General features: G+C 40.6%; 22 protein-coding genes, 1 tRNA gene and 1 other annotated feature. Of the genes, 3 read left to right on the forward strand and 20 right to left on the reverse strand.

Annotated elements, in window-relative coordinates; genetic code table 11:
• Positions 1-47: 47 nt before the first annotated feature.
• The 5 genes from ACQKMP_RS00525 to ACQKMP_RS00545 all read right to left on the reverse strand — a co-directional run bounded on the left by ACQKMP_RS00525 (position 48) and on the right by ACQKMP_RS00545 (position 6,014).
• Positions 48-3,929 (reverse strand): discoidin domain-containing protein, encoded by a 3,882-nt coding sequence (locus tag ACQKMP_RS00525; protein WP_427468621.1) that lies wholly within the window; start codon positions 3,927-3,929, stop codon positions 48-50.
• Between the two features lie 275 nt (positions 3,930-4,204).
• Positions 4,205-4,555, reverse strand: coding sequence for a DMT family transporter (locus ACQKMP_RS00530; protein ID WP_042188045.1), 351 nt, complete (start codon positions 4,553-4,555; stop codon positions 4,205-4,207).
• 17 nt (positions 4,556-4,572) lie between these two features.
• A complete protein-coding gene (locus ACQKMP_RS00535) occupies positions 4,573-4,899 on the reverse strand; it encodes a DMT family transporter (protein ID WP_042188043.1) in 327 nt (108 codons plus the stop codon).
• A 13-nt stretch (positions 4,900-4,912) separates the two neighbouring features.
• A complete protein-coding gene (locus ACQKMP_RS00540; RefSeq protein WP_052404282.1) occupies positions 4,913-5,446 on the reverse strand; it encodes a TetR/AcrR family transcriptional regulator in 534 nt (177 codons plus the stop codon).
• Positions 5,447-5,537: 91 nt separating this feature from the next.
• Entirely contained in the window at positions 5,538-6,014 is a 477-nt protein-coding gene (locus ACQKMP_RS00545; protein WP_042188041.1) for a GNAT family N-acetyltransferase, read from the reverse strand.
• Between the two features lie 125 nt (positions 6,015-6,139).
• Between ACQKMP_RS00545 and ACQKMP_RS00550 the strand changes: the two genes are divergently transcribed.
• Positions 6,140-7,807 carry a ribonuclease J gene (locus tag ACQKMP_RS00550; RefSeq protein ID WP_042188039.1) on the forward strand — a complete coding sequence of 556 codons (1,668 nt, stop codon included), beginning with the start codon at positions 6,140-6,142 and terminating at the stop codon, positions 7,805-7,807.
• 56 nt (positions 7,808-7,863) lie between these two features.
• On the opposite strand, the gene ACQKMP_RS00555 is transcribed toward ACQKMP_RS00550, so the two are convergent.
• Positions 7,864-8,961, reverse strand: coding sequence for a phosphotransferase (locus ACQKMP_RS00555; RefSeq protein WP_076285770.1), 1,098 nt, complete (start codon positions 8,959-8,961; stop codon positions 7,864-7,866).
• Between the two features lie 89 nt (positions 8,962-9,050).
• Positions 9,051-10,607 (reverse strand): ABC-F family ATP-binding cassette domain-containing protein, encoded by a 1,557-nt coding sequence (locus tag ACQKMP_RS00560; protein WP_042188035.1) that lies wholly within the window; start codon positions 10,605-10,607, stop codon positions 9,051-9,053.
• A 230-nt stretch (positions 10,608-10,837) separates the two neighbouring features.
• Here ACQKMP_RS00560 and ACQKMP_RS00565 point away from each other — a divergent pair, with 230 nt between their 5' ends.
• Positions 10,838-11,422 (forward strand): AAA family ATPase, encoded by a 585-nt coding sequence (locus ACQKMP_RS00565; protein ID WP_076285771.1) that lies wholly within the window; start codon positions 10,838-10,840, stop codon positions 11,420-11,422.
• A gap of 118 nt (positions 11,423-11,540) precedes the next feature.
• On the opposite strand, the gene ACQKMP_RS00570 is transcribed toward ACQKMP_RS00565, so the two are convergent.
• From ACQKMP_RS00570 to ACQKMP_RS00580, 3 genes are all read right to left on the reverse strand, one after another.
• Complete coding sequence (locus tag ACQKMP_RS00570) at positions 11,541-13,496, reverse strand: acyltransferase family protein (RefSeq protein ID WP_427468622.1); 1,956 nt, start codon at positions 13,494-13,496, stop codon at positions 11,541-11,543.
• A 594-nt stretch (positions 13,497-14,090) separates the two neighbouring features.
• Positions 14,091-15,077 (reverse strand): phosphotransferase enzyme family protein, encoded by a 987-nt coding sequence (locus tag ACQKMP_RS00575; protein WP_076285772.1) that lies wholly within the window; start codon positions 15,075-15,077, stop codon positions 14,091-14,093.
• A gap of 203 nt (positions 15,078-15,280) precedes the next feature.
• Positions 15,281-15,814 carry a YdhK family protein gene (locus ACQKMP_RS00580; RefSeq protein WP_427468623.1) on the reverse strand — a complete coding sequence of 178 codons (534 nt, stop codon included), beginning with the start codon at positions 15,812-15,814 and terminating at the stop codon, positions 15,281-15,283.
• 176 nt (positions 15,815-15,990) lie between these two features.
• Between ACQKMP_RS00580 and sleB the strand changes: the two genes are divergently transcribed.
• Positions 15,991-16,632, forward strand: coding sequence for a spore cortex-lytic enzyme (sleB, locus tag ACQKMP_RS00585; RefSeq protein ID WP_427468624.1), 642 nt, complete (start codon positions 15,991-15,993; stop codon positions 16,630-16,632).
• 45 nt (positions 16,633-16,677) lie between these two features.
• On the opposite strand, the gene ACQKMP_RS00590 is transcribed toward sleB, so the two are convergent.
• From ACQKMP_RS00590 to ACQKMP_RS00635, 10 genes are all read right to left on the reverse strand, one after another.
• A complete protein-coding gene (locus ACQKMP_RS00590; RefSeq protein WP_042188024.1) occupies positions 16,678-16,944 on the reverse strand; it encodes a CD3324 family protein in 267 nt (88 codons plus the stop codon).
• 111 nt (positions 16,945-17,055) lie between these two features.
• Positions 17,056-17,128: transfer RNA gene (locus ACQKMP_RS00595), tRNA-Phe, on the reverse strand.
• A gap of 53 nt (positions 17,129-17,181) precedes the next feature.
• Positions 17,182-17,422 (reverse strand) — a binding site (T-box leader).
• A gap of 11 nt (positions 17,423-17,433) precedes the next feature.
• The gene (locus ACQKMP_RS00600; RefSeq protein ID WP_427468625.1) at positions 17,434-17,967 is read right to left on the reverse strand and encodes a GNAT family N-acetyltransferase; all 534 of its coding nucleotides are present in this window, start codon (positions 17,965-17,967) and stop codon (positions 17,434-17,436) included.
• Complete coding sequence (locus tag ACQKMP_RS00605; protein ID WP_427468626.1) at positions 17,964-18,497, reverse strand: GNAT family N-acetyltransferase; 534 nt, start codon at positions 18,495-18,497, stop codon at positions 17,964-17,966. The genes ACQKMP_RS00600 and ACQKMP_RS00605 overlap by 4 nt, the downstream gene beginning before the upstream one ends.
• 149 nt (positions 18,498-18,646) lie before the next feature.
• The gene (locus ACQKMP_RS00610; RefSeq protein WP_427468627.1) at positions 18,647-19,663 is read right to left on the reverse strand and encodes a zinc-dependent alcohol dehydrogenase; all 1,017 of its coding nucleotides are present in this window, start codon (positions 19,661-19,663) and stop codon (positions 18,647-18,649) included.
• A gap of 144 nt (positions 19,664-19,807) precedes the next feature.
• Positions 19,808-20,413: a TetR/AcrR family transcriptional regulator gene (locus ACQKMP_RS00615; RefSeq protein ID WP_042188018.1), complete on the reverse strand. Its 606-nt coding sequence runs from the start codon at positions 20,411-20,413 to the stop codon at positions 19,808-19,810.
• A gap of 94 nt (positions 20,414-20,507) precedes the next feature.
• Entirely contained in the window at positions 20,508-20,774 is a 267-nt protein-coding gene (locus ACQKMP_RS00620; protein ID WP_042127555.1) for a CD3324 family protein, read from the reverse strand.
• 189 nt (positions 20,775-20,963) lie between these two features.
• Complete coding sequence (locus ACQKMP_RS00625; RefSeq protein ID WP_427468628.1) at positions 20,964-22,358, reverse strand: protoporphyrinogen oxidase; 1,395 nt, start codon at positions 22,356-22,358, stop codon at positions 20,964-20,966.
• Positions 22,359-22,529: 171 nt separating this feature from the next.
• On the reverse strand, positions 22,530-25,133 hold the full coding sequence (locus tag ACQKMP_RS00630) for an ABC transporter permease (protein WP_427468629.1): 2,604 nt from the start codon (positions 25,131-25,133) through the stop codon (positions 22,530-22,532).
• Entirely contained in the window at positions 25,130-25,813 is a 684-nt protein-coding gene (locus ACQKMP_RS00635) for an ABC transporter ATP-binding protein (RefSeq protein WP_042127549.1), read from the reverse strand. Before ACQKMP_RS00635 ends, ACQKMP_RS00630 begins: the two co-directional genes overlap by 4 nt.
• Between the last annotated feature and the right edge of the window lie 87 nt (positions 25,814-25,900).

Here is a 25,900-nt window from a genome sequence, read left to right on the forward strand (position 1 = left end):
AAGAAAAAAGGGAAAAGTTCCGAAGAACTCCTCCCTCACACTAACGCTTAATGAATCGTCAGATTAAAACCGCTCTGAATATAATTCAGGTTGGGGTTAGCGATATTCGTAGTCGTCAGGTTGTTAAACGTTGCTGAACCATTGCCTGTGTAGGTATAGATTGCCGAACCCTGATGTGGCCCAGAGAAACGTGAAGTAGTAATACCATCAAGCCCAGTACCATTAATATTGATGTTGTTAAACACGATATTCTCAAATCCACCACCATAACCGAACTGGATTGCATCGCGTTGTGTATTGATGATATCGATGTTGGTAAAGGTGACGTTCTTGATGGCATCATTCGATGCCTCTAAATCGATGGCTCCACGTTCTCCACCATACAGATCTTTACTGGTACCACTTGTGATAATCGTAGTATCTGAGAAAACAATGCCCGCATTATTCTGGAAATGGTAACCAGGGAAAACGGTGTTCATACGAATACCAGAACCACCTACAGTGTCGATGATGTAGTTGTGATCTGCCTTATGACCGCCGCCTCCAAAGAATGCTATGGCTGCAGCACGCCAGTTATTCTCAATCGTGTTGTAGGAGAATGTGTTATTTACACCCGCCGGAGCACCATTGGTGTTACTAGTCCATACTGCAAGACCATCGTCACCGTTATTTCTTACGTTGGTGTTTCGAACAATCGAATTGCTAGTGCCTTGGGAGTAGTTGATACCATCGGCAAGATTGTTCCGAATCCGGCTGTTTTCAACCACAAGCCCACTGGCATAAATAGCAGGTGTATGAGCATAGTCGCCTACCCACATACCACATTCAAAATGTTCTACCCAGACATCATGGATAATTGAATTAGTACCAAAGTTATCCATAAATCCTTTATAAATTGCATTTTGTCCATAACGGGATCGCAAATTCGAATTCATGTAAATATTACTAAAATCTAGCTTGCCGCTAATACGGAGTGAAATACCGCCTCCCGCCGCATTAGGATTAGTAAACTGGAGGTTCGTATGCCAGATTCCAGCACCCGTCACCGTAAAGTTGTTAATCATATTGCTGGCAGAGCCAATTTCCCACATGCTGCTAAGATTAAATGTTCCGGCAGGAATATACATGCTCTTACCACCTGCAACAGCTGCATTCACCGTTGCTTTAAAAGCTGCAAGGTCATCCTGACCATCATTTGCTACAGCACCATAATCTGTCACTGACACGGAGTTCGCCGGACGAGCGACTGCAGTAGGAACGGGTTCGATTTCGAGGAAATCAACACCATATTCCAAGCTATCTCCATTGTTCTTCTGAATACGGATGATATCTCCAGGCTGGAGAGGAGTATCCAATTTCCAGTGGACTTCGTCAAATCGGAAGAGCGGACGCCCAGCACTAGGAGTATCACCAGGCATATCGCCCGAAAAATACTGCCAGCTGTAGTAGGATGTCAACGATACCGTTTTGACTTTTACTCCATTCACATACACGTCAAGTGAACCATTCAGTCCCATACCATCCGAAGAGTCAGGCATAGTAAATCTCATAGTTACACCCGCGCCGCCTTGTCCTTGTCTGACTGTCCATCCCACGTTCGAGCCGTTTGAAGGAAGTGCTACATAACGCTGACCAGATGCTTCTGAAGCAATTAGTGCTTGATCAAACGTAGGTGCTGATTTCAACGTAGCTCCACCACCGAGAGTAGCATCTTCGGTATCATACCGACTATAAGGCATGCTTGCACCACGTAGGGCATAGACCACCAGATTAGTTGTGCTTATATTGTTTGATTGCTTCGCTGTTACCTCATTAGCATCCACTTCAACAGTAGTGGTTATAGTGTAATTACCGTTGACTGCTGTCCATGTCCCTGGAATCGTGACGTTAACGGAAGCTCCAGCAGCAAGGGTCCCGGAATAGGATCCATTAAATGTTTGAATCGTGGTACCTGCTGAGTTTTTAAGAGCTACAGTAACACCATGAGAACCGCTTGCAGAAGCAATGGTTCCTTGATTCTTGAGATTTACGGTAAAAGCTACTGTACTATTAGCCACTGGATTACTTGGTGTCCAGGTAGTCACACCAACTAAGTCAGAGCTGGAGACTGGAGCGATAACAAGAGATGCCCCGTTCGTATAGCTGTTATTCCCTTCGTTCTGCTCGATAATCACATTGTTCTCATCTACTTTAGCGCTGAGAGCATAGGTCGCAGCGGTTTTGGCTCCAGCGTTTAATGTCATTGAGGCTGTTGTTGATGCGCCTGCAGTTAATAAACCTACTGGAGCAGATCCAACGAGCTCATTGTTTAAGTAAAAGTTGACAGTGGTTGCTGCGGAGCTAGCATTACCGTTGTTCTTAACAACTGCATTTAATGTAATTGCACTTGTCTCGACAGGAGTAGTAGGTGACCAGGACATACCCGTTATCATTAGATCAGGGTTCGCCCCTGGTGTACCGAATACTTGAAACTCCGCGATTTGCCCAGCAGGGGCACCAGAGTTCGAAGTGATATTCAACTGCAGACGTTTAACCGTTGCCGTAACCGGGATGGTTACTGTGTTGCCCGAAGCTGGATTAAACGTATAGGATTGAGCCGATACCAAATTACCGAAGGTAGTCGTGTCTTGATTGTGACCGAGCACCTGAATCGTTTGTGTGCGAGTACTCCATGCAGAGGCTGGATTCAGCTTCAAAACGATTGACGTAATGTTGTGGTTCGCCCCTAAGTCGAGGGTGAGCGAACTTGGATTGCTGCCACCTTCCCAGTACGTGCTTGTGTCATTATCGTTCGCATTTGTTGCTACGAACGTTTGTGTACTGGAAGAAGCGGTAATCGTCTTGCCGACAGCAATATTACTCCCAGGAGCAGGTGTTGGTGTGGTTGTTGGCGTTGGTGTGGTTGTTGGCGTTGGTGTGACCGTCGGTGTTGGTGTTGGTGTTGGTGTTGGTGTGGCTGTCGGTGTCGGAGTAGGTGTTGCAGGTGGTGTTGTTGTCGTCGACGCTACAGTGATTTGGTCAAGGTTAACATTGCCAGAATCACCAGCATCATATTTATATGCGATGGTGTTGTTACCCGCATTTAGATTAAGAACTTCTACTTTAGTGCTCCATAAATCCCAATTTGGTAAGTTAGATAATGAGGTCTGGCCAATTTTAGCACCATTGACATAGACACTTATTGTCTTTGCACTGCCACTTGCATTAGCGTATTTCAATGTCACCTCACGACTACCTGCTGCTGGCACGTTAACCGTGAATGTCGTTGTTGCACCTTGTGTCAAATATCCATCCACGAATCCCGCGCCGGAGTAACCGGCATGATCCGTGTTCACTTTAGCTCCTCCAGACAGTGAAGCAGATTCAGCTTCATAAGTGCCGGAAGGCGATGGAGTTGGAGTAGCAATAGGGCCACTAGCGCCGTAAATCTCGAATTCAGAGAGCTGAGCTGCCGGCCAACCTGTGTTGCTCGTTACATTCAGACGAACATAACGCGTACTGATTGAGGCAAAGTCGATGGTAACACTGTTCCCTGCCACTGATGGATTGAATTCATAATTTGCAGAACCTACAATATTCGTGAATGTCGAACCGTTTGTGCTACCTTGAACAGCCAATGTTTGCGTCCGCGTCTCCCAGCCAGAAGGGAGCTTTAGAACGATTTGATCAATATTCGTATTTGCACCTAAATCGACTTGAATCCATTGTGGGAATGCATTATTCGTGCTTTCCCAATACGTGCTTTGATTACTGTCTTTAACATTGTCAGGACTATAAGTTTGTGATTGACCGCTCGCAGTTACATTTTTGCCGAGTGTCAGGTTTGGTCCTCCGGAGGCTGAAACAAAATTAAGTGGGCCCGCAGCCAAGAATAAACTTGAAATCAGCATGGATACTACCAGCGACCATACAACATACTTGTTACGCATTTTAATTTTAATCCTCCTTAAATATGTTAGATTCTCAAAAATTCACGAACCTATCAGAGTGCTCAAATGGTAGCGTTTTCAATAGAGATCATCCAGAGCACATTAAAAAGAACCACACCCTCCCTTCACTTTCAGACACACTCATTATAGATAAATAGTAGCTCAAACTATAAGATGTAATTCTACGGAAAAGGTAAGTGATACCATTATCGCGAAACTATGCGATTTATGGAATCTATGACATCCGTTTAAAAATAAAAAAAGAGCCTGATTTATCAGGCCCGTACTTTGTCTTCACCTTTGGCAGGAGAGTTTAATAATACCACTCCTCCTACTATTAATACTATTCCGGCAAAAGTAAGAATACCAAATGGATCTCCCCACACAACAATACCCACAATTGCAGTTAGAACAGTACCTACACCCGACCAAATCGCATAAGCTAAGCTTAACGGTAATTCTCTAAGGCTTATGGATAAACTATAAAAAGCAATAATAAAACCAATAATAACCCCTATAGAAGGGAGTAATTGCGTGAATCCTTCTGACATTTTCAACATAGTAGTACCTACGACTTCGCTAGCAATCGCTATACTTAGAGCAATATATCCTACATTTCTTTTCATGCTGCAGCCTCCAAATTCTAATGAGCCCCACCTGAGAGCTTCATAATGATTACACCACCAATAATAAGTAGTAGACCTAGTAATTTCTTACGATTAAAATTCTCCTTATAAATAACTACGCCAATTATAGCTGTCAAAGCTGTGCCCACCCCTGACCAAATCGCATAAGCTGTACCTAATGGAATTGTTTTTAACGCTAAAGAAAGACTGTAAAATGCTAAGCCCATACCAAGGATCACGCCAATGGATGGGAATACCCTTTTAAACCCGTTAGACACTTTTAGCATTGAACTGCCAAATACCTCACAGATGATCGCTGTTGCAAGTAATACATATGAATTCAAAGATAACCTCTCCTTACTTCGTCATATTTATCAATTCTTGAATGACTTTCGTGCGTAATTCATCATCTAACACACCTAATCCGAACATTTCGGAATACCATAACCCATCTGCTGCCAACCTAATGATAGTGGAGCGTACAGGATCAATGCCATCGTTCTCTATGTTTTGTTGCCATGTTGCATATTGACTTTGAAATTTGTTAAGAATATCTGGATTTGTGAAAAGAGCAGCGAGAAGCGCGGTACCAATCTCTTTGCCCTCTTTAATATCATCATCCATGGCTTTAGTAATAGCACGACTCCACTTTCCTTTTTCAACCGTTTCGCTCATTGCTCTATCTTGAACATTGGTAAAAAAATGGTTCGTTAGATCTTCGACCATCCCTATGATCAAAGCTTCTTTATTTGGAAAATGGTGCAGTAGCCCGCCCTTACTGACCCCGGCTTCTTTAGCCACAGCTTCAAGCGTAAGCTTCTCTACTCCATTATTTTTAACAACTGTGGAAGCCGCCAATAAAATAGTTTTACGTTTAGAATTACTGTTCACATTGATCACCCCTAATATTTACTATACCGTCTGGACGGTTTTAATGTCAAATAAAAAATAAGCCTGCTAATCCAGGCTTACTAAACCATAATTAAATTAACTCTTTAATATACCAAGCATCACATGCGAAATGCTCTGAGCCAGCTAATGGGGCATCTAAAAGTTCGAAGCCGTTTTTCATATAAAAACGGTTAGCCGCATGCATGTTCTGTAATGTCTCCAAATAACATTTGTTGTAATATAGCTTGGCAAAATCCAGAGCCGTATTTAAGAGTTCGGAAGATATCCCTCTACCTCTAACAGACTGAGATAAGTACATTTTTTGCAACTCACATATGTCGCCCTCATTGCCGAAAGGCGCAATGCCACACCCGCCCAATATATTTCCATCTTCTTCTACAACCCAATAGGCCTGATTATCACTATGATTGTAATACTCATATAAATGATGCAGGCTGTCATCTTCCCACGCAAGCCCTGCCCTATTCCCGCCAAACTCAATCAGGCAGTTCCTAATAATCTGTTCGATTGCATAATTATCCTTCATTTGTATTCTTCTGATGTTCATGATCAATCTGTCCCCTAACTTTTGAATATCAATCTATTGTTATACTATTGTACCACCTCAATGAAAGGATAATTATAAGGGATTTCATACATAATATAGGTGAATTTATAAAAGGAGGGACTTTAATGAAAGTGGCAGCAAAGCAGCTCTGGATTGCAGCATTAGGCGGTGTGAATGAAATTGGTAAGAATATGTATTTCCTGCAATATGCAGATGATATTATTGTCATTGATTGCGGTTCTAAATTTCCAGACGAAAGTCTACTGGGGATTGACCTCATTATTCCTGATGTTACGTATTTATTAAGTAATCTTGATAAGATTCGAGCATTAGTAGTTACACATGGACATGAGGATCATATTGGAGGAATTCCGTATCTACTCAAACAATTAAATCTTCCGATCTACGCATCTCGGTTAACCTTAGGTCTAATTGAAAATAAACTGAGGGAACACGGAATATTACGTCAGACCAAGCTTCATGTCATTGATTCTGAGTCTACTTTACAGCTAGGAGCGATTACTACAACGTTCTTTAATACCAATCATAGTATTCCGGATTGCCTTGGTGTTGTATTCGACACCCCAGAAGGGACCGTTGTTCATACAGGGGATTTCAAATTTGACATGACCCCTGTTAATAAGCAGTATCCAGACATACATAAAATGGCTGACATCGGTAAAAATGGTGTAAAGTTCCTGCTCTCAGAGAGTACCAATGCAGAACGCCCAGGCTTCACCCCCTCTGAAAAACTCGTTGGCGCTCATATAGAAGAAGCATTCATGAAAGCTGACCGTAGAATCTTTATCTCTACCTTTGCTTCAAATGTACACCGTCTACAACAGATCATTGAAGCTGCTCGTTTAACCGATCGTAGATTAACCTTACTTGGCAGAAGTATGGTTAATGTTGTCCGAGTAGCCCAGGAACTCGGGTACTTGAGCATTCCAGATAACATGCTGATCGAGCCTACAGAAGCTGCCAAACTCCCTCCAGAGCAAGTAACTGTATTATGTACAGGCAGTCAAGGAGAGCCCATGGCTGCGTTATCGCGACTGGCTAACGCAAGTCATAGGCAGATGGAAATCCAGGCAGGAGATACCGTTCTGATAGCAGCTAATCCCATTCCCGGGAATGAACGCAATGTATCTAGAATCGTCGATAATTTATACGTGCTGGGCGCTAAAGTCATCTATGGATCACGCAGCGAGCTTCATGTATCTGGGCATGCAAGCCAAGAAGAGCTTAAGTTAATGTTAACCTTGATGAAACCTGAATATTTCATACCGATTCATGGTGAATACCGTATGCTACATCATCACAGCTTGTTAGCAGAGGCAGTTGGTGTTAACCCCAATAATATCTTTATTCTAAAAAATGGAGATATCGTCGAGTCATCATCAGGTGTCGTCCGCCAATCTGGCCGAGTGGCAGCTGGACAAACCCTAGTGGATGGCCTTGGGATTGGAGATATTGGTAATGTCGTTCTTCGCGATCGTCGCCAGCTGTCAGCAGACGGTATTTTGATTACAGTGATTACATTAAGCCAAGAAGATGGACGTTTATTAAACGAGCCGGATACCATATCCAGAGGATTCATCTATGTCCGTAACTCAGAAACTTTAATGGAGGAGATCAACAAGCTTGTAACCTCCACCCTTCAAAAGATGAGTGAGGCTGACCTAGGCGAGTGGAATATCATCAAGCAGACCATCAAGGAGACCCTAAGTAGATTCCTGTACGAAAAAACGAAACGACGTCCAATGATTCTCCCCATCATTATTGAGGTGTAGCAAAAAGGAGCTCCTTTAATAGGGGCTCCTTTTTCATATCTAATGAGAATTAAGAACTATGTTATCCATAATTTCAATGTCTCTGCTTCTAGCGTCATTTTTTGATGAATAATAATGATTTGCTCTAGCCGATTAACCCGCTCCTGAAGATTAGCGTTTAACAGGTCAGATTGTAGCTGAGCATTTAGAGAAAAGTATTGTGGCACTTCCCAGACACTACGTAAAGCAGTGCTTAAACAATAACCATATCTTGCAAGGGATTCGTCCCCTTGCCATCCGCTAGCCTTTAATCCTTTGATATACGAATGGAATAAAGACTCTTTAAATTCCTCGTAACGATGGATAGGAATTACACCAAGACTCATATTTACGCCAAACATTTTACCAAGATCTTCACCTAAACCTGATAAGCTCATAAATTGCCAGTCTATCAAGACTAACTCTCCGTTTTGAGTTAACAGCATATTCATTTGACTGAGGTCCTGATGGGCTAATACTCGCGGCAAGCGATGGAGAGCATTCAAGTTACTGTCTATCCGCTTCGTGAAGTCTTGGAACCAAGCCCAAAGGCTTCGGTCATTGTCTCTATGTAATTGATGAATATATTCTTCAGGGTTAGGTGCATACATTTTACTTGCGGTAGTCCATGATCTAAGCCAGCTTCTACATATCCATTGGTTATTAGGAGTGTTCTTTCCTGAAAGATAAGCTCCATTAAATCGGCCTAACCGTTCAGCGATAATATCAAACTGCTCCTTCGCATGTGCAAATTCCCCTTCAATTCGTTCCATCCATAACCATACGGTACCATCTACTTGCTCCTCAACAAGATAACACTTAGGAGCTTGGATTGAGCCCGGAAGCTCATCCAGAATCTTAGATTCAAAGACTAGGGCTTCTCGTCGCCAGTAATTGTGATGTGCTGGATCCTCTTTTTCTACACTATCAGACTTAATGATTTTTAATATGATTGACCATGGAAGCTGCTCGTTATTAATTAGTGCGATACCCTGAAGATGAAAGATACCCGCTGTTGTAAAGTTAGGTGTTTTATAATCTAAATCCTCACATGTGAAATCGACTATTTCTATTTCTTGTTCTCCAAAAATTCTTTGAACACTGATGTTAAGCTGATCCATTTTATTCTCTAACACATAGACCCTCCCCACTATCCATAAAAAAGCCTATAAAGCGTAACTGATTCGTTAACACCTCATAGGCTTGTTCAATAAAGATTTGCTTATTAGAATACTTTTGTTGTCCAATCTTCGCAATTCCAGATATCGGTGACAATGTCTTGATAAAAATCTGGTTCGTGAGAGATCATGAGAATGCTTCCCTTATATGCTTTCAGCGCACGTTTCAGTTCATCTTTGGCATCGATATCCAAGTGGTTCGTCGGCTCATCTAATACGAGAATGTTCGTCTCGCTGTTAATGAGTTTACATAGACGCACTTTAGCTTTTTCTCCACCACTTAGAACAGCAATCTTACTTTCGATATGTTTCGTGGTCAGTCCACATTTGGCAAGGGCAGCACGTACTTCGAATTGTGACAGGGATGGGAATGTATCCCAGATCTCCTCGATACAAGTCTTGTAATTGCCTTCTTTCATTTCTTGCTCAAAGTATCCAATCTCTTGATGGTATCCACGTTCTACCGAACCGGACAATGCTTGGATTTCACCTAAGATGCTGCGAAGCAAGGTGGTTTTACCGATCCCGTTCGCACCGACCAACGCGATCTTTTGTCCACGCTCCATTAACAAATTAAGCGGTCTGGACAACGGTGTGTCATATCCGATAACCAATTCTTTTGCTTCGAAAATCATCTTGCCCGCAGTTTTACCTTCTTTAAAGTTAAACTGTGGTTTTGGCTTCTCTTTTGCAATCTCGATAATTTCCATCTTGTCGAGCTTCTTCTGTCTGGACATTGCCATGTTACGGGTAGCTACGCTTGCTTTGTTACGTGCAACGAAGTCTTTCAGCTCTGCGATTTCTTGTTTTTGACGGTTATAAGCAGATTCAAGCTGTTGTTTTCTCATTTCGTAGACCTGCTGGAATTGCTCATAGTCACCCACATAACGAGTCAGCTTTTGATTTTCCATATGGTAGATCAGGTTGATAACGCTGTTCAAGAAAGGCATATCATGTGAGATCAGAATAAATGCATTATCATACTCTTGAAGATAACGTCTCAGCCATTCAATATGCTGCTCATCCAGATAGTTCGTAGGCTCATCTAGGAGCAAAATATCTGGTTTTTCAAGCAACAGCTTCGCAAGCAAGATTTTGGTACGCTGACCACCACTAAGATCAGCTACATCACGATCCAATCCAATATCTGTGATGCCTAGACCGCGCGCGGTTTCTTGTATCTTCGCATCGATCATGTAGAAATCTTGATTTGTAAGCGTATCTTGGATCGTACCAACTTCTTCAAGCAGCTTTTCCAACTCTTCAGGCGACACGTCACCCATTCTGCCGTACATATCATTCATCTCTTGCTCAAGATCAAAGAGGTATTGAAAAGCGCCTCTGAGTACATCTTGAATGGTCATGCCTTTGGTCAACACTGCATGCTGATCGAGGTAGCCAACACGCACCCGTTTGGACCATTCGACTTTACCTTCATCCGGTTGCAGCTTTCCTGTAACAATATTCATAAAAGTGGATTTACCTTCGCCGTTAGCGCCGAATAATCCGATATGCTCGCCTTTTAGAAGACGGAATGAAACATCCTTGAAGATCGCACGATCTCCAAAACCATGACTTAATCCTTCTACATTTAATATGCTCATTTATGGACACCTTTTTCTTATTTTTCTCGCTATATTATAAGCAGGATTACACAAAAACTCAATGGAGAAGCAAAAAAATATCATATTATGGACCGTAATGCGAAATACATCAGGTTCTCAAAACCTACGGTAGATGAGGATTTTACGCTGGCGATTACTCATCTTCTTTTATATGATAATATTTAGAGATAGACTGTAGCAATGAATTGAGGTTCTAAGGAGAGACAATGATGAACAAACTTGTATTTTTTCTGGGGCCAGCTGGGGCAGGAAAAACGACATTAGCTAAAGCGATCGCTTCCCGGCGTAAAGTACCCTTCTTTGATATGGATATCCTATTACGTCCAGCGGCTGACGCCATCATGACCTTTCACGGATTGGACCCGGCAGATAGAGACTCTGCCGATTACAAAAGATTATGCCGTGATTTGGGCTACCGGATTACGATGGACGCAGCGCTAGACAATATAGGCCTGAATGTAGATGCATTTGTGGTTGGACCATTTACTAAAGAAGCTGCCACCCCTGACTGGATCAGCAGTGAGTTATCTCGAATCGGACGTTCGCTGCAAGATGTTGAGGTTAAAGTTGTCTTGGTCGAACTAGCCAATGAGGAATTGTATCGGACACGAATTCACGATCGACAATCACCATTAGATGAATGGAAGTTCCAGCATTGGGATGAATTTCGCAAATCATTTGGAAACCGCAGTGTGAAGTGGCCGCTTCCAAGTTCTAATGTGAAGGTGATCGACAATTCTAATCCTGACATAACGAAGACTGTGGCTGTTGTGGAGCATTTTATCTACGACTAGGAATTAATTAGCTTTTCAATGATTATTCGTTTACGAAAAATAAAGACCGGCAAAGAGAGAACTCTCTTGCCGGTCTATTAAAATATAATATCAAAAAGTTTGGAGATTCAATTAATTCTTACTTACTTTCCAAGGCTTTCGCAAGAAGTGAGGCGTAACACTTGGAGCCCTCTGGTTTAAGATGCACACCATCTTGGTAGAAATAATCGTCTTTTCCTTCACTTGCAGAGTACCAGTCTACTACGGTCGTATTACTATATTCACTGGAAACTTTTGAAATATTGTGATTCACATTATTCTCCCATTTTCTTGGGACCCGTGTATTGACCAAAAAAATCTGCTCAGCATCACTTAATGAATCCAGTAAATTACGTAATTGCTTTGAACTAAAGGATCCGTTAGTCCCAAGCTCGATAATAACCTTTTTGCCCAGCCGGCCTTGAGCTTTCAGCTGATCCACTACCTCCTGAGCTTTAGCCATCTGCCGACCGATCTTTCCCTCGATGACAATGCCAGGTAATTCCTCTGAAAGGTATGGTGCTGCATCCAAAATGACAGAATCTCCAATGGCCGTAACATCCGTTCCAGCTTGACTCTTCTCAGCCACAGGTTTCTTTTCTTCAGGAACAGATTTTTTCACTTCTGATTCAGGCTTTGCTATTTCTGTATTTGTAGTTCCCACCTTAGTATCAGCTTTTTTCACTTCAGGTTCAGTTGTAGCTGTTGCCAAGGCTGGTATTGATGGTTTATCAGTTACATTTTCGTCTATCGCTTTATGATCTGCGGGATCATTCTTTCTTCCCATATCTTGTTGTTCTTGCTCCTGCAGTCGTTGTTCTTGCTGTTGAAGTTGTTGTTGTTCATACTGCAAATCTGCCGATTCGATCGCAGACGTATCCGATCCAGCGTTTAACAAATAACCTTTGCATGCGATTGGGATAAGAATCACAGCAATAATAGCCATTAAGAAGCCTGGACGAAGACCACCCCTTCGTTTTACACTGATGTTCTTCCAAGTTTCTTTAAATGAACCTCGACGAATGGGCTCCTCCACATACTTATATGACAATGCAGCTAGAAGAAAACTTACTGCTACCTGAATGATGATCCGAAGCATGCTGCTTTCTTCAGTACTCACATTCGAACTGCTAAGGATAATGACTGGAAAATGCCATATGTACAAGCTATATGATCGCAGCCCGATCCAACGCAAAGGTTTACAGCCTACGATCGACCCCAGACGGCTAGCAGGATGAGCTAGAACGGCAATAACTACAGCTGCAATCAAAGAAATCACTAAAAACCCACCACGGTAAAGTAAATCATCGAACTCATTAACCTGATTAAAAAGTACCAATAATAGAATGAGTCCTAATCCCCCTACAATATCAAGCACACGCCGAGCCGGTTCTGAGACGTTATCATTAAGTTTCTGACTTGGCCAAGCAACTGCAAGTGCTGCTCCAATGAGAAGCGCAAATAAGCGGGTATCTGTTCCATAATACACTCTACTTGGATCAGTCCCCGGTACGTAGATCAATGCCATGGCTAAAGCAGAGACTGCTGCGCAAGCCATAATCCATGCAATAAGCTTACCTCGCCGACGAGCGATTTTCATCACGATGATGAGAACTATTGGCCATAGAATATAAAACTGTCCTTCAATAGAAAGCGACCATAAATGTCCAATTGGAGATGGTGGGCCAAAGCTTTCAAAATAGGAAACATTATGAAATATTAGCCACCAGTTATTGAAATAAAATAAGGAAGACATAAAGTCACCCTTGAGCCCAAACAATCTTGATGGTTCTATAATTAAAAGCCATATGGCAACCACAAAAAGCATAACGGCCATCGCAGGCAACAGCCTCCGCGCCCTACGAACCCAAAAGTCTACAAGGTTCAGCCTTCGGTGCCGCTCCCACTGGCTAATGATTTGGTCAGTAATGAGATATCCGGAGATTACAAAAAATATTCCAACGCCGAGAAGTCCACCCTCAGCCCAATTCAGATTCAAATGATATGCGATTACAGCGAGTACTGATAAAGCCCTTAGACCATCAATTCCTGGCACATAACGCCTGCCGCCTACAGATTGTATAGAAGACTGGCTCCTCATATTATTTCTGAAAAGCTTCGTGTTGTCTTTCATAATGTTTCAGTCCTTACCGTCGATTTATCGTTCATAAGTAAGACGCTGTAAACATATGAAAAGTTCTGTAATCAAGTGAAAATGTTATAAAATAAAAAAAGTATGAATGGTTGATCGTAACATTTGTCCATTGTGCTCCCAACATTAACTCAGATGTGTAATAATAATTTTTTCAACTTCTGTGCCCCGTAATTCTACGTAAAACGGCTGCGCATCATCATTTAGACAATACTCCAGCCGCAGTCTGAGGTTTTTCCATGTGACCATTTCCAATGCTTGTTCTATCGAGAAAAACCCAACTTCTAAGCTCTCGGAACTAGTAGCAGGTTCGCCGCCGATGGCTTTCCCTAGAAATAGGTTAGTACAAATAGATCGATCAACATTTTGAAAAACTCCGCAGAACTTATTAATCTCTATATCAATACCCGATTCTTCTTTGGTTTCCCTGATCATTGAATACAACGGTAGCTGCGGAAAGAATATGTTTGGGGGTTGTCATATCGGATACCTCCCTCATTAAAGCTCTAAACAAGCTTTGTCATTTAGAGCATCGTGAATATTGCGGGCAAGCCACACTCTATTCTCTTCATGTTGTGTCTCCGAAAACTCTTGAAATAACAAAAGCACTAATTCCAGTCGGCGCTTCTCAATAAAGAGCGGGAGCTCTTCTAGCCATTTATTGTCGAGTGCATACTTTCGATTATACCCTTTCATAAAAGAGGTCAGCATGGCTGCCGCAAGACTAGAAGTTCTACTCTGCTCTACCTCCGGTTTTCGCCGATCCCCAAAGATAGTCGAGTAATAAACGGCAATGGCAATATCATGCACCATATAGTCATATCCGCAATCATCAAAATCAAACACGGTGATCTGCCCCTCATGCACGAAGAAATTACCCGGATGCAAATCACGGTGACATAGTCCATAGCCTTCTCGATTCCGCGGCAACTGGTTAATCCGATCATTTATTTGAAGCAACTTTTCAAAAAGCTGCTGTTCAACAGTACCAAAGTTAGCAAAGTCAAAATCTAGCTTACCCTGATGTGGTCTTGCCAGAACAGTCTCCGGACGCTCATATTGCAGAGCTAAAGCATGCATTCTTCCTGTTACCTCACCCCATTGCTCAAAAAGCTCCGTTCCCCAATAGGGATCGGAAGCATTAACATGACCACCTGGTGCTTTCTCCATCACACAGATCATAAATCTTTCTTCATCTTTGACTAACGTTTGTACCAAACTGCCATCCTGAAAGGGAATGGGGGGAGCCAGTTGCACGCCATGCTTTGCAAGATGGTCCATAAAGTCAAGTTCAGAGATGACCATCTCCTGCTCCTGATGAGAATGATGTGTTACACGTAAAATATATTCATGATCATCTTTTGGAAAGCTATAGACAACATTTTCAAAGCCACCAATATACTTAATCGTTGTCCAATCGACTTGAATCTGTTGTGCAGCTTGTTTAAGCATTTCTTCATCAAATTCCACCTGCCAGTTAGGCATTTCAATCACGCTCCTACCTTCTAAGAAAACATCAATTAAAATGGTATATTTTGTATAGCAGTGCTTTATAAAGATATTTTAACACTTCACTACCAATAAAAGAAGCAATCAAAAAGGTAGGAGCAGCCTAGAACTTTAACAAAGTCCATGACAGTTCCTACCTTAATCATCTTTCATTACTTTTGAGCTTATATTTCTATTGGTTACTTTATTGCTGAAAGCTCATCATCCGTTACCCATTTATGATTTTTCACTTTATCTCCACCCGTAGTAGGTGTGTAATCAATCATATATACCGTAGTTTGTTCCGCTGCGTTAATTTGAGCCGTTGCACCTTTCATATCTTTCATATGGTCAGCTTCCATTATGACTTCCGAGCCGGATTCATAGGGTTTGTCGGCTGCTTTTTTGATTTCCTCATGAATAATCCACTTATGATTTGTAACTGGAAATCCACCTGTTGCGGGCCTATAAGAAACGATATACGCAGTGGTATCAAAAGCTCCAACTATCGTTGCTGTTGCCCCTTTCATACCTTCCATATGCTCTGCTTGGATAATCGCTTTACTTCCTATTTTAAAAGTAGGATTCTCTGCCACTTTCAAATTTTCAGGTACGACGCTTGAACTGGAATGTGAGGTATCTTCCATTATCTTATTGCCATAGCTATTATCATTACCACATGCGCTTAAAGTGAGTGCAGCTGCGATTATGAATAGATATAATTGCTTTTTCATATATAAAACCTCCGATGTTGATGTGCCTCTGATTATTCATTTACCCATTTCATAAGATCACAAACCTAATGAAGTATTTTCGAAAATGTAAAATGGATTATTAGATTACCAATAAATGAGTGTTGTCTCAGTTATTGAAGGTTATTTATAATGTTTTCTGAAAGGAGGCTACTACAATGAAGACTAAAATATTCACTTTGTTGCTTCTTTTGGGTCTGGTAAGTATGGCTACTATGATCGGTTCTGCTAGTGCTGCACCTGTATTAACCGTAGGGAGTTCTTCTGGAGATGTGTGGGATCTTCAGTATCGATTAAAAACTCTGAATTTCTATACTCAGCCTTTAGATGGTGTATATGGATCACAAACGAAAGCTGCCGTTGCTAAATTCCAAAAGGCCTACGGATTAAATGCCGATGGAGTTACTGGTACAAAAACTTGGAATGCTCTAAAAAAATACACGCTTAGTATTGAGGAAATGGATATTCTGGCGAAAGTCATTTATAGTGAATCTCGCGGTGAGCCTTATAAAGGTCAAGTCGCAGTTGGCGCTGTAGTTATGAATCGCATACAATCTAGTCAATTCCCAGACAATATTAAAGACGTTGTATTTCAAAAAGGCGCATTTACAGCCGTATCTGACGGTCAATACTGGCTTACTCCAAACCGGACTGCCTATTTAGCTGCTCTTGATGCTGTCCGAGGTTGGGACCCAACAAACAATTCGATCTATTATTTCAATCCAGATACAGCTACTAGCGCATGGATCTGGACTCGTCCTCAGAACTTAAAAATTGGTAAGCATATATTTGCGAGTTAACGCTTCAAATAAATGTAATAGCCGGTCAACCCTAAGGTTGACCGGCTATTTTTTAGTATAAACAATTTTCTTAATACTATCTTTAGAAAGACAGTATTCACCTGAGAGCTGGTCGACGGTTGCACCAGCAGCAAACCTCAGGCAGATCTCAATATTTCTTGATTCCAAATATTTTCTACTCCCTGACTTCTCACCCCATTTTACATGTAATTCTTCAGGCTTTGGAACGTAGACCATACCACCGTTTATATATTTCTGTATTTCTTGTAGTAACTCTTTAGGGAAGACTGTATCTGCATTTACATATTTCATAATTAATCTACTCCTTAAACTTTTCAAATTAAGATGAAATAACAAACAACCTGTCTAACCATAATGGTCGGACAGGCTGTTTTTATAGAAAGCTTGCTATTAAAATTAAGATGGCTCGGGACGGGGTCGAACCGCCGACACTAGGATTTTCAGTCCTATGCTCTACCAACTGAGCTACCGAGCCTTGCAGGGATACAAATATTTCTTCTAAATGGACACAAAAAGACCCCTCGTCCGAAAAGGGACGAGGAGCCGCGGTACCACCCTAAATTAGAACTATTCTGTACAACAAACAGAAATGTTCTCACTTAAATATTTAACGGTTAACACCGGTACACCTCTACTTGCCAACAATGGTTTCAAGGGACTGCTCCGGAGTGAACTTCGATCAACCCTTTTCTCTAGAAACGCTCCCAATCTCCGGCGTTTCCTCCCTGTAGTGAGGTATTGAACTACTTTTCTCCATCAAAGCATTTGTTTTGATTAGCTTTATCCATTACAAAAATTAAAAATCATCTTTAATTCATCATCAAAAGACTTCTTACATTCTTCTTGAAAGCTATTACCAGTATATTCTTTTAGTGTCTTTCTCCAAAAATGCTGGGCTCTCCTATTAGTAGCTGTGGGATTGGTTTGTAGCTCCCATTTTCCAATATGAAGATTAAATACCTCCTTAGCCGCACGTTCAGCGATTCCCTTACCTCGGAAGGGCCGCAGGATAAAGAATTCGTTTAAATAAAATTCACAACCTGGTGGTGTATGAGGTGGTGTCGCTACTAATGCAAAGCCAGCAGGAATTCCATCCTCTTTTATTAAATAAGGATATAAAATCCCCGGCTTCTCCCACCATATGTCGAAGACTTTATTCTGTTCATTCAGCGTCTGTGTTTCATCATCCTCGTATACACCGTATTGATTAGGAAGATTCCCCCATATCTCTGATAGATCGTGTAAGTATAGTGGGTAGAGATTGTTAATCATAAACTTCGTTGTGCTGTCAGTTAATGTTACGGTGATATTCATTTCGTTCTTCCCCTTCTATCGAATGCTTGAATATATTTTTGGAGATCACTAGAATAACGTTCTGTATAGTTGTCTTTTGTATAATCCTGAAGAACTTTTCGCCAGAATGCTATGGCAGATTTATTATTTTCCATTTGAGCTAGTTTCCATTTAGCTTCTTTAAATAGATCAAGTGTTTTTATTGCGGCAGCAGTACCTATTCCATTTCTCCTGTATTTCTGCAAAATCATAAAGTCATAGATCACATGAGTTGGATCTGGGTCTGTATCTAAGTTTTCAAAAAGAACAACCACAAATCCAGCTACGTTTCCTGAAACCTCAATCAAATATGGATTCCATCGATGATCCCCTTCCCAAAAATAATCAATATTCACCTCGAATTCCCCATGCCCGTTCACATCTTGATCTGTAAATAAACTGAAATCATAATTGTAAAATTGATATAGATTAGTCAATACCTCTTTATCTTCAAACGTTACTGGAACAAGATTAATTTCCATCATACCTCCACGTTTTTTCTCTAATTTCACTTCTATACTCAGTATAATTACGACCACACACTTGTAATATGCCATGTTCAATTAGAATTAAATTTTATATAACGTCATTATTCTTCTAAAATAAAAAGAGTTCACCTGAGTTTTACACTCAAATGAACTCCAATATAATTACCTGATGATTAAGTTAGATCTACAATAACCTTGATCGTTTCTTTTGCTGCAATGGCTTTATCGAAGGCGGCTTGAATATCCTCTAATTTATAAGTCTGTGTCACCATTGTAGAGATATTCGTTTTCTTGTCGTTTATATGTTCAATTACCTTTACAATATCTTCATGTGTGTATCCACTAGCTCCAACTATGTTAACTTCTTTACTCATCACTTGAGCAAGGCTTATAGGTACTTCATTTTTATAAACGGCAATGATTGCTATTCTTGCTTGTGGCTTTACAATCTGCATCACTTGTTCAAATAAGATTGGAGCGCCCGCTGCGTCCACAAAAGCATCTACATTGGGTACATTCACACCGTATACGTTCAATTCGCCGAAGTGTTTGATTAAACCCTCTGCTAATGTTTCAGTCGACGTATTAACTGTTAATGCGCCTAATTCTTTTGCTTTATCCAAACGCCAGTTGTCAATATCCACTACGCAAACATCTTTAATGCCTTCACCAATTAATCCTGCAGCTGCAGATAAGCCAATAGGACCAGCACCAAGAACTACGATTTTGTCTCCATGTTTGGGCAGTACGCTAAAAGCGCCATGGAAGCCTACGCTCATGGGTTCCATTAATACGGCCTCTGTTGCCGAAACGGAATCATCAAATTCATAAAGGTTATAATTAAGTGCTGCATCTTCAATTAAGACATATTGTGAAAAGGCTCCTACCTCCAACGAATAACGACGACCTGCACGTTTTGCAGTAATTGGATTCACACCTACACGCATGCCAACTGCCAAATCGGTTTCCGCATCAGAACCTAATTCGACGATTTCACCAAACATTTCATGTCCAAACTCTGAGCCGAAACGGATACCCATTTCTGAGCCTGCTTTTACTATATTGATATCTGTACCACAAATTCCACCAGCTAAAATCCGAACCAATGCATCTTTTGCTCCTACTTGAGGCATCGGACGCTCTTCTATCCCCACACAATTTTGACCGTGATAAATGCCGACTTTCATCATTCATTAACACTCCTTATTACTATCTATTACTTTCATGGTAGTAGTTATTAAGGAGCTAAGCAATCTACAATAATACTGAAAGCGTTAATAAAGCAACAGTTGATAAATATGTGTTAATTAAAATTTAAATAGTGAAACAATTCACTATATCTTTTTATTATTTGCAGGTATAAATGGATTTAACTGTATGATTCGTTCTGCTAAATATTTAGGTGTATAAGGCATATCATTGCCTAGCCACATGGAAATTGTACCAATGATAGCCGATGTTCCATACCAAGCTGCAATATCAGATGGAGTATCGACGGTTAAGAAATCCTCTGTTTTTTGAATCGATTGTTGTTCTGTTGTTGTTAATATCAATTCATATAACAGATCCATCAATTTCGGTGTGAAATAAGGAATATTTTTGGTTACAAGCAACACCTTATACATATGAGAATTCTCTGCAATATGCTCAAGCAATAAAATCAGCGAGGTAAGTTCATCCCCTGGTTTATAGGATTCTTCAAATTTATCAATGAGTATTTTCTTCAAATCTGCTAATAAATCATCCAAGATACTATCAATCAAATCATTAATATCTTTGTAATGTAAATAAAATGTGGCTCGATTGATTTCAGCCTTTAGCGTAATAGCGTTGATCGAGATCTTATTCAGTTCTTTCTCTGCTAATAAATCTATAAAAGCATTCCGGATTGCTTTTCTTGTCTTTCTTATCCGTAAATCTAAGTATGTTTTGTCTGCCATGTATCTTCCACCTCGTAGTTAATGAACATACTGTCAATTATAATACAAAAAGCCACGTCAGAGCTTCCTCTAACGTGGCTTTTTGGGATTATAGCTATTTTTTTGTGTAAACAATCTTCTTAATACTGTCCCTTGATAGGCAGTATTCATCTGAAAGCTGGTCAACCGTTGCTCCAACGGCAAACCTTAAACAAATCTCAATATTTCTAGATCTTAAGTATTTTCTGCTCCCTGACTTCTCGCCCCATTTTACATGTGCTTCTTCAGGCTTAGGGATATACACCAAACCACCGTTAATATATTTCTGAATTTCCTCTAATAATTCTTTTGGAAAAATCGTATCTGCATTTACATATTTCATAGTCGCTCTGCTCCTTAAACTTTTTTTGAGTTTGAAGGTAGCAAAGTCTATTCTAAAAACAACCCTGCACAGTGCACTGGCGGTAAATCAATTTTTATTCGCTCTATACAAACAACCGCCGTTGTTTATAGTCTAGACTTTGCATAGAGCTTATCGCTAATTTTCTCACTATTGTCCGCCCTCCTTTGTTTAATGTGTAATTACTTGTTCCAAAATGCGTTCCGCTGTCTTCTCTCCATTTGCAATACAATCAGGAATACCCACACCATAATAAGAACATCCAGCAAGGATTACATTCGGATAATGATCTGCAATCTTCTTCTCTAAGGATACTACAATCTCGTGATGGCGTTTGTGGTAATTTGGCATAACATCATGCCATTTGGTCACATCGTGGGTAACTGGATGTCCAGTAATTCCAAGACTGGTCTGTATATCATTCAACGCCACCTTTAATAATTCCTCTTCTGAAAGCTTAATCAAGGACTCATAATGCGGTCCTGAGCTTTTATAAAAGAGTCTGACAAGCAGACGTTGTTGACCAGACGTGTGCTCCCACTTGCGACTTGTCCACGTACAAGCATTACAAAGAACATCGTCACTGTTGGCTGTTATAAACCCTGTACCGTTCGCTGGCAGTTGACTGTCAGGGATATCAAATCCTATATACACACTAATCATAGAGCTGTTAAACAACTGTTTGAAATCTTCATTCAGCGCTTCGTCTTGAAGTAATGCTTGTGCAGTAGAATGCATCGTTCCTAGTACGGCAAAATCGCTCTCTAAGATTCGTCCATCTGCCAGTGTTACCCGGTACCGTTCTCCATCCTTTGCAATGCGCTCTGCCCGAATCCCTTTGATGATCTCAACATCGGACAGCTGTTCTTCCATGGCATCAATCAGAGCAGATACGCCACCCTTAAAAGACATAAACTTCTTATCGCCGTTCCCCTGGAATTTAGCCTTATTCGCGGACAATCCCTGAATAATACTTCCATATTCATTTTTATAATCAATCAAATAAGGAAGGGTCGAGGCAATGGTAAGTTCGCTCAATTTCCCGGAATATACACCTGATAGGACAGGTGATATTTGCTTCTCGACAAGTTCTTTTCCAAAGAAAGCTTCCAGAAAGTCACCTACAGAATCGTTTTTCGTAAAACGATCATTCGGAGTATAGAAATCTTTAAGTGCTTCAACTTTACCTTCAGCAGAGATCAAATCTGTAGTAGCAAGCGATTCAATACTGAGAGGGATGCCAAAGACTGTATCTTTAGGAATTTGCTTAAGCTTACCTTCTGTGTAGATGTATGATATTCCTGTCGCGTTATATACAACCTCATCCTGAATGCCTAATTCTTCAATCAATGGTGCTACATTTGTCTTGCGAGTGACAATTGAATCAGCACCAGACTCCATGATGAAGTCATCATGCTGAAGTGTTCTGATTTTGCCGCCCAGTCTATCGCTGGCTTCAACCAAAATGATTTTTACATCCAACTTATTATGCTGTATAGATTTCTGTAGATAGTAAGCGGTAGACAATCCAGTAATTCCCCCGCCAATCACGACGACCGTTCTCAAGCGTTGACACCTGCCTCTAAAGTTATAATCTGTTAATTTCAATTGAATACATTATATCATAGGGATTTATATGTAATAACATACCGTTCGTGTCATATATAACACAAAACACCCCCAAAAAATATAAACCTTCAGAAAAGTCAAATAAGCCGCGATTATCGCGGCTAATCCTTATATATTCTCCTGTTTTAAAGCATCAATAATATTTTCCTTCTTCACTTTTGAACTGGAGTACAGCATAGCTGAGCTAACGATGATAAATACAGCGACTATGACATACAAGATACTCATCCACGGAAGTGTGAATCCATAAGAGAAGCTACTCATCATTGATCTATAGATCAGGTACATAATAACTATACTAATCGGAAGCCCATAAAGTAGTGACTTAATTCCATAAAAAACACTTTCGTAATTAATCATTTTATTAAAACCATTTGGCGTCATCCCCACAGACTTCAGCATCGCAAACTCTCTTTTACGAAGGGATATGCTAGTTGATATCGTATTAAAAATATTCGCAATCGATATTAAAGTAATTAAAGCAATAAAACCATAAGTGAAAATAGACATTAACATGATCATCTGCTCACTATTTTGTCTATTTTGAAACACATTTTGAACATAGACATTCCGCTCTTTCATCTCTTCAATGGCTTGTTGTGTCGCTAATGGATCAGAGCTGTTCAGGTTTAGTCGGCTTTGTATATCGTTACTCATCGTATCATTTGTTAATTGATCGAAGACTTGGTCAGAGACAATGATGTTTAATCCACCAACTTGTGCTGAATGAACACCCATAGGGCGTTTATCAGTTAATGCGACGATTTCTACTGGTGGTAATTTCGTCTCTTTCTCTGTGTTCCAATCCGTATAAATTAAATCAAGCTTCTGACCTATTTCCGAATGAAGAGCTTTGGTCTCAATAATTTTTTTGGCGTTTTCATCCTCAAAGGTGACGGTATCATTCACAATAGCTGACATCTGATTGAGATCCGTTAATTGTTCATAACTTACACCGACGGATTCTGCATAGGTTCTCAAACTCTGTTCATTTAGGGCATGGATCTGAATGTAGTAAGGATATTTCCCATTCTTTAAAATACTGCTATCCTTCTCCACGATCTCTTGCAATTCTTTTGCCATATCTTTTTCATCAATCCATGAACTCAAGCTTAGTTCCCTGACCACATTATATTCCGTTATATTAGGTAAGGCAGATATCGATTTCGTCAGCCGAGCTACTTTTTGAGTGTCCTCAGTCCCCATATAAACTTGGATATCGTAGTTCAAACCATCCTGTGAGAGTTCTACCGACTTTCTCATATTAGTAGTGAACGAAGATACGGATAAAAACAGAACAATACTAATGACAAGTGAGAACACGGTTGCTTGGTACCTGCGTTTATTTCGCTTTAAATTCTTCAAACCAATTTCTGCTTCAATTCCAAACAAATTGCGAACGAACTTGGAAGTTTTCACCGCTTTACCAGAGAGCTTAACATCGGTTGTTTGTCTGATTGCATCAATCGCCGAAATCTTGGAAGCTTTTCTGGCTGGAAGATAGGTGGATATAAAAATCGTCAGTATCGAAACTACACAAGCGGTGAATAGGGACAGAGGTGTAACAACCAATGTTAATTTTTCAGTTATCCCTAGTACATCTTGAATCATCGAATTGATAAACATAAAAGTGATCCCGATTCCTGTAATTCCGCAAAGGATCCCAATAGGTATACTAATTAAACCGATGATCATCCCTTCAAAAAACACTGAATTCTGCTTCTGCCTCTTTGTAGCACCTACGCTGGAGAGCATTCCTAAATGGCGTGCACGTTCCGAGACAGAAATTGCGAAAGCATTATAGATTAAAGAAACGGAACCAATGATAATCACAGTCATAACGATGACTGACAATGAAAGAAGTGTATTACGTAAGCCATCGTTATTCGTCACACCATAATAGCGGAGCAAACTATTATTATAAGAGATTGACTCGATATTGTTTTCTTGTGCCAATTCCTCTGCATGCTTGTATATGGAGCTATCCACCTTATTTAATACAACCGTCGCTGTGGTTTTTTCAGCTGCTCCAATCAAGCTTTCATCCACATAACTTAGAGCAGTATAACCCGGGGACCATGTTGGTTCCCAAGTAGGGCGCTTTATCACTCCCACAATCGTGTAGTTCATTGGTTTTTTATGAATGATCTCTTCATTCAGGGTATCCTCTTCAGTCCGTAATCGTTCGTTCTGAGATAAGGGCTGCCCACTATTTTTAACATCCCTAGTGACTCGCTCTCCGACATCGAGAGTTAAAGTTTCACCAATCTTGTATGTTACTTTAGCGTTTTTTGCAATTTCCTCAGAAATGACTACTTCATAGTTAGTCTTCGGGAGTCTTCCATCCAGAAGTTCAATCGGAAATTGTTTAAAACCAGCTAAATTATATTCCTTAATATACCAATAGGGCTTGTTCTCATTCTGTCCCCCCTCTAAAGGGGCATAGCCACGATCATTTGAGATGACAAGTGTTTTCGTTGCATCATCCGCTTCTATCGCTTTAAGCTGAGCTTTAGTAACATTTCTATATTGGACATGCCATTCTCCATTTGTTGAGATACTCTGCTGCCTCATTAATTCCATAAATGAAAAACCAAGCGTTGCCACAGCCGTCACCATAGCCACAGAAATGATGACTCCAATGATAGTAACCAATGTTCTTCGTTTATTTTGCTTCAAATGTCTAAGCGTTAATTTATTTACGATATTCACGGACGAATCACCTCATCTTTGGCGATCCTTCCATCTTCAATGGTAATCACTCTATCCGCTTGTAATGCAATCCGTTCATCATGAGTAATGACAATCAGTGTTTGATTATAGGTTTTATTAAACATTTTTAATAAATCTATAATTTCACCACTGTTCTTACTATCCAGATTACCGGTTGGCTCATCCGCCAGCATGATTGCGGGATTACTAATTAACGCTCTACCAATAGAGACCCGCTGTTGTTGCCCGCCTGAGAGCTGATTCGGGAGATGGTTTAAGCGATTCTCCAGATTTAACGCCTTTACAGTATCCGCAAATTGTTTCTTATCTACCTTGTGCTGATCAAGGAGTAAAGGAAGTGTGATGTTCTCTTCGACCGTTAGGACCGGTATTAGATTATAGAATTGATAAATCAGCCCAATTTGTCTGCGTCTAAAGATCGCCAGCTGTGTTTCATTCAATTCATAAATATCCGTGTTATCTACGAATACTTTGCCGCTTGTCGGTCTATCCACTCCGCCTAATAAGTGCAGAATGGTCGATTTCCCGGAGCCAGATGGCCCGATAATCGCTACGAATTCCCCTTTTTTAATCGAAAAAGATACATCATCCAGTGCCTTTACCGCTGTTTCGCCTTTACCATATGTTTTAGACAGATGTTCAATCTTTAAAATGTCCATTGTTAGACCTCCATTTGTTGATGAGATCAGTATATCTGTCTACAATGACTATCCAGTGACTCAAAAGTGACATTCTAGTCACTAAGC

It is taken from the genome of Paenibacillus sp. NPDC101420 (assembly GCF_050277435.1).
Taxonomy (GTDB): domain Bacteria; phylum Bacillota; class Bacilli; order Paenibacillales; family Paenibacillaceae; genus Paenibacillus_AQ.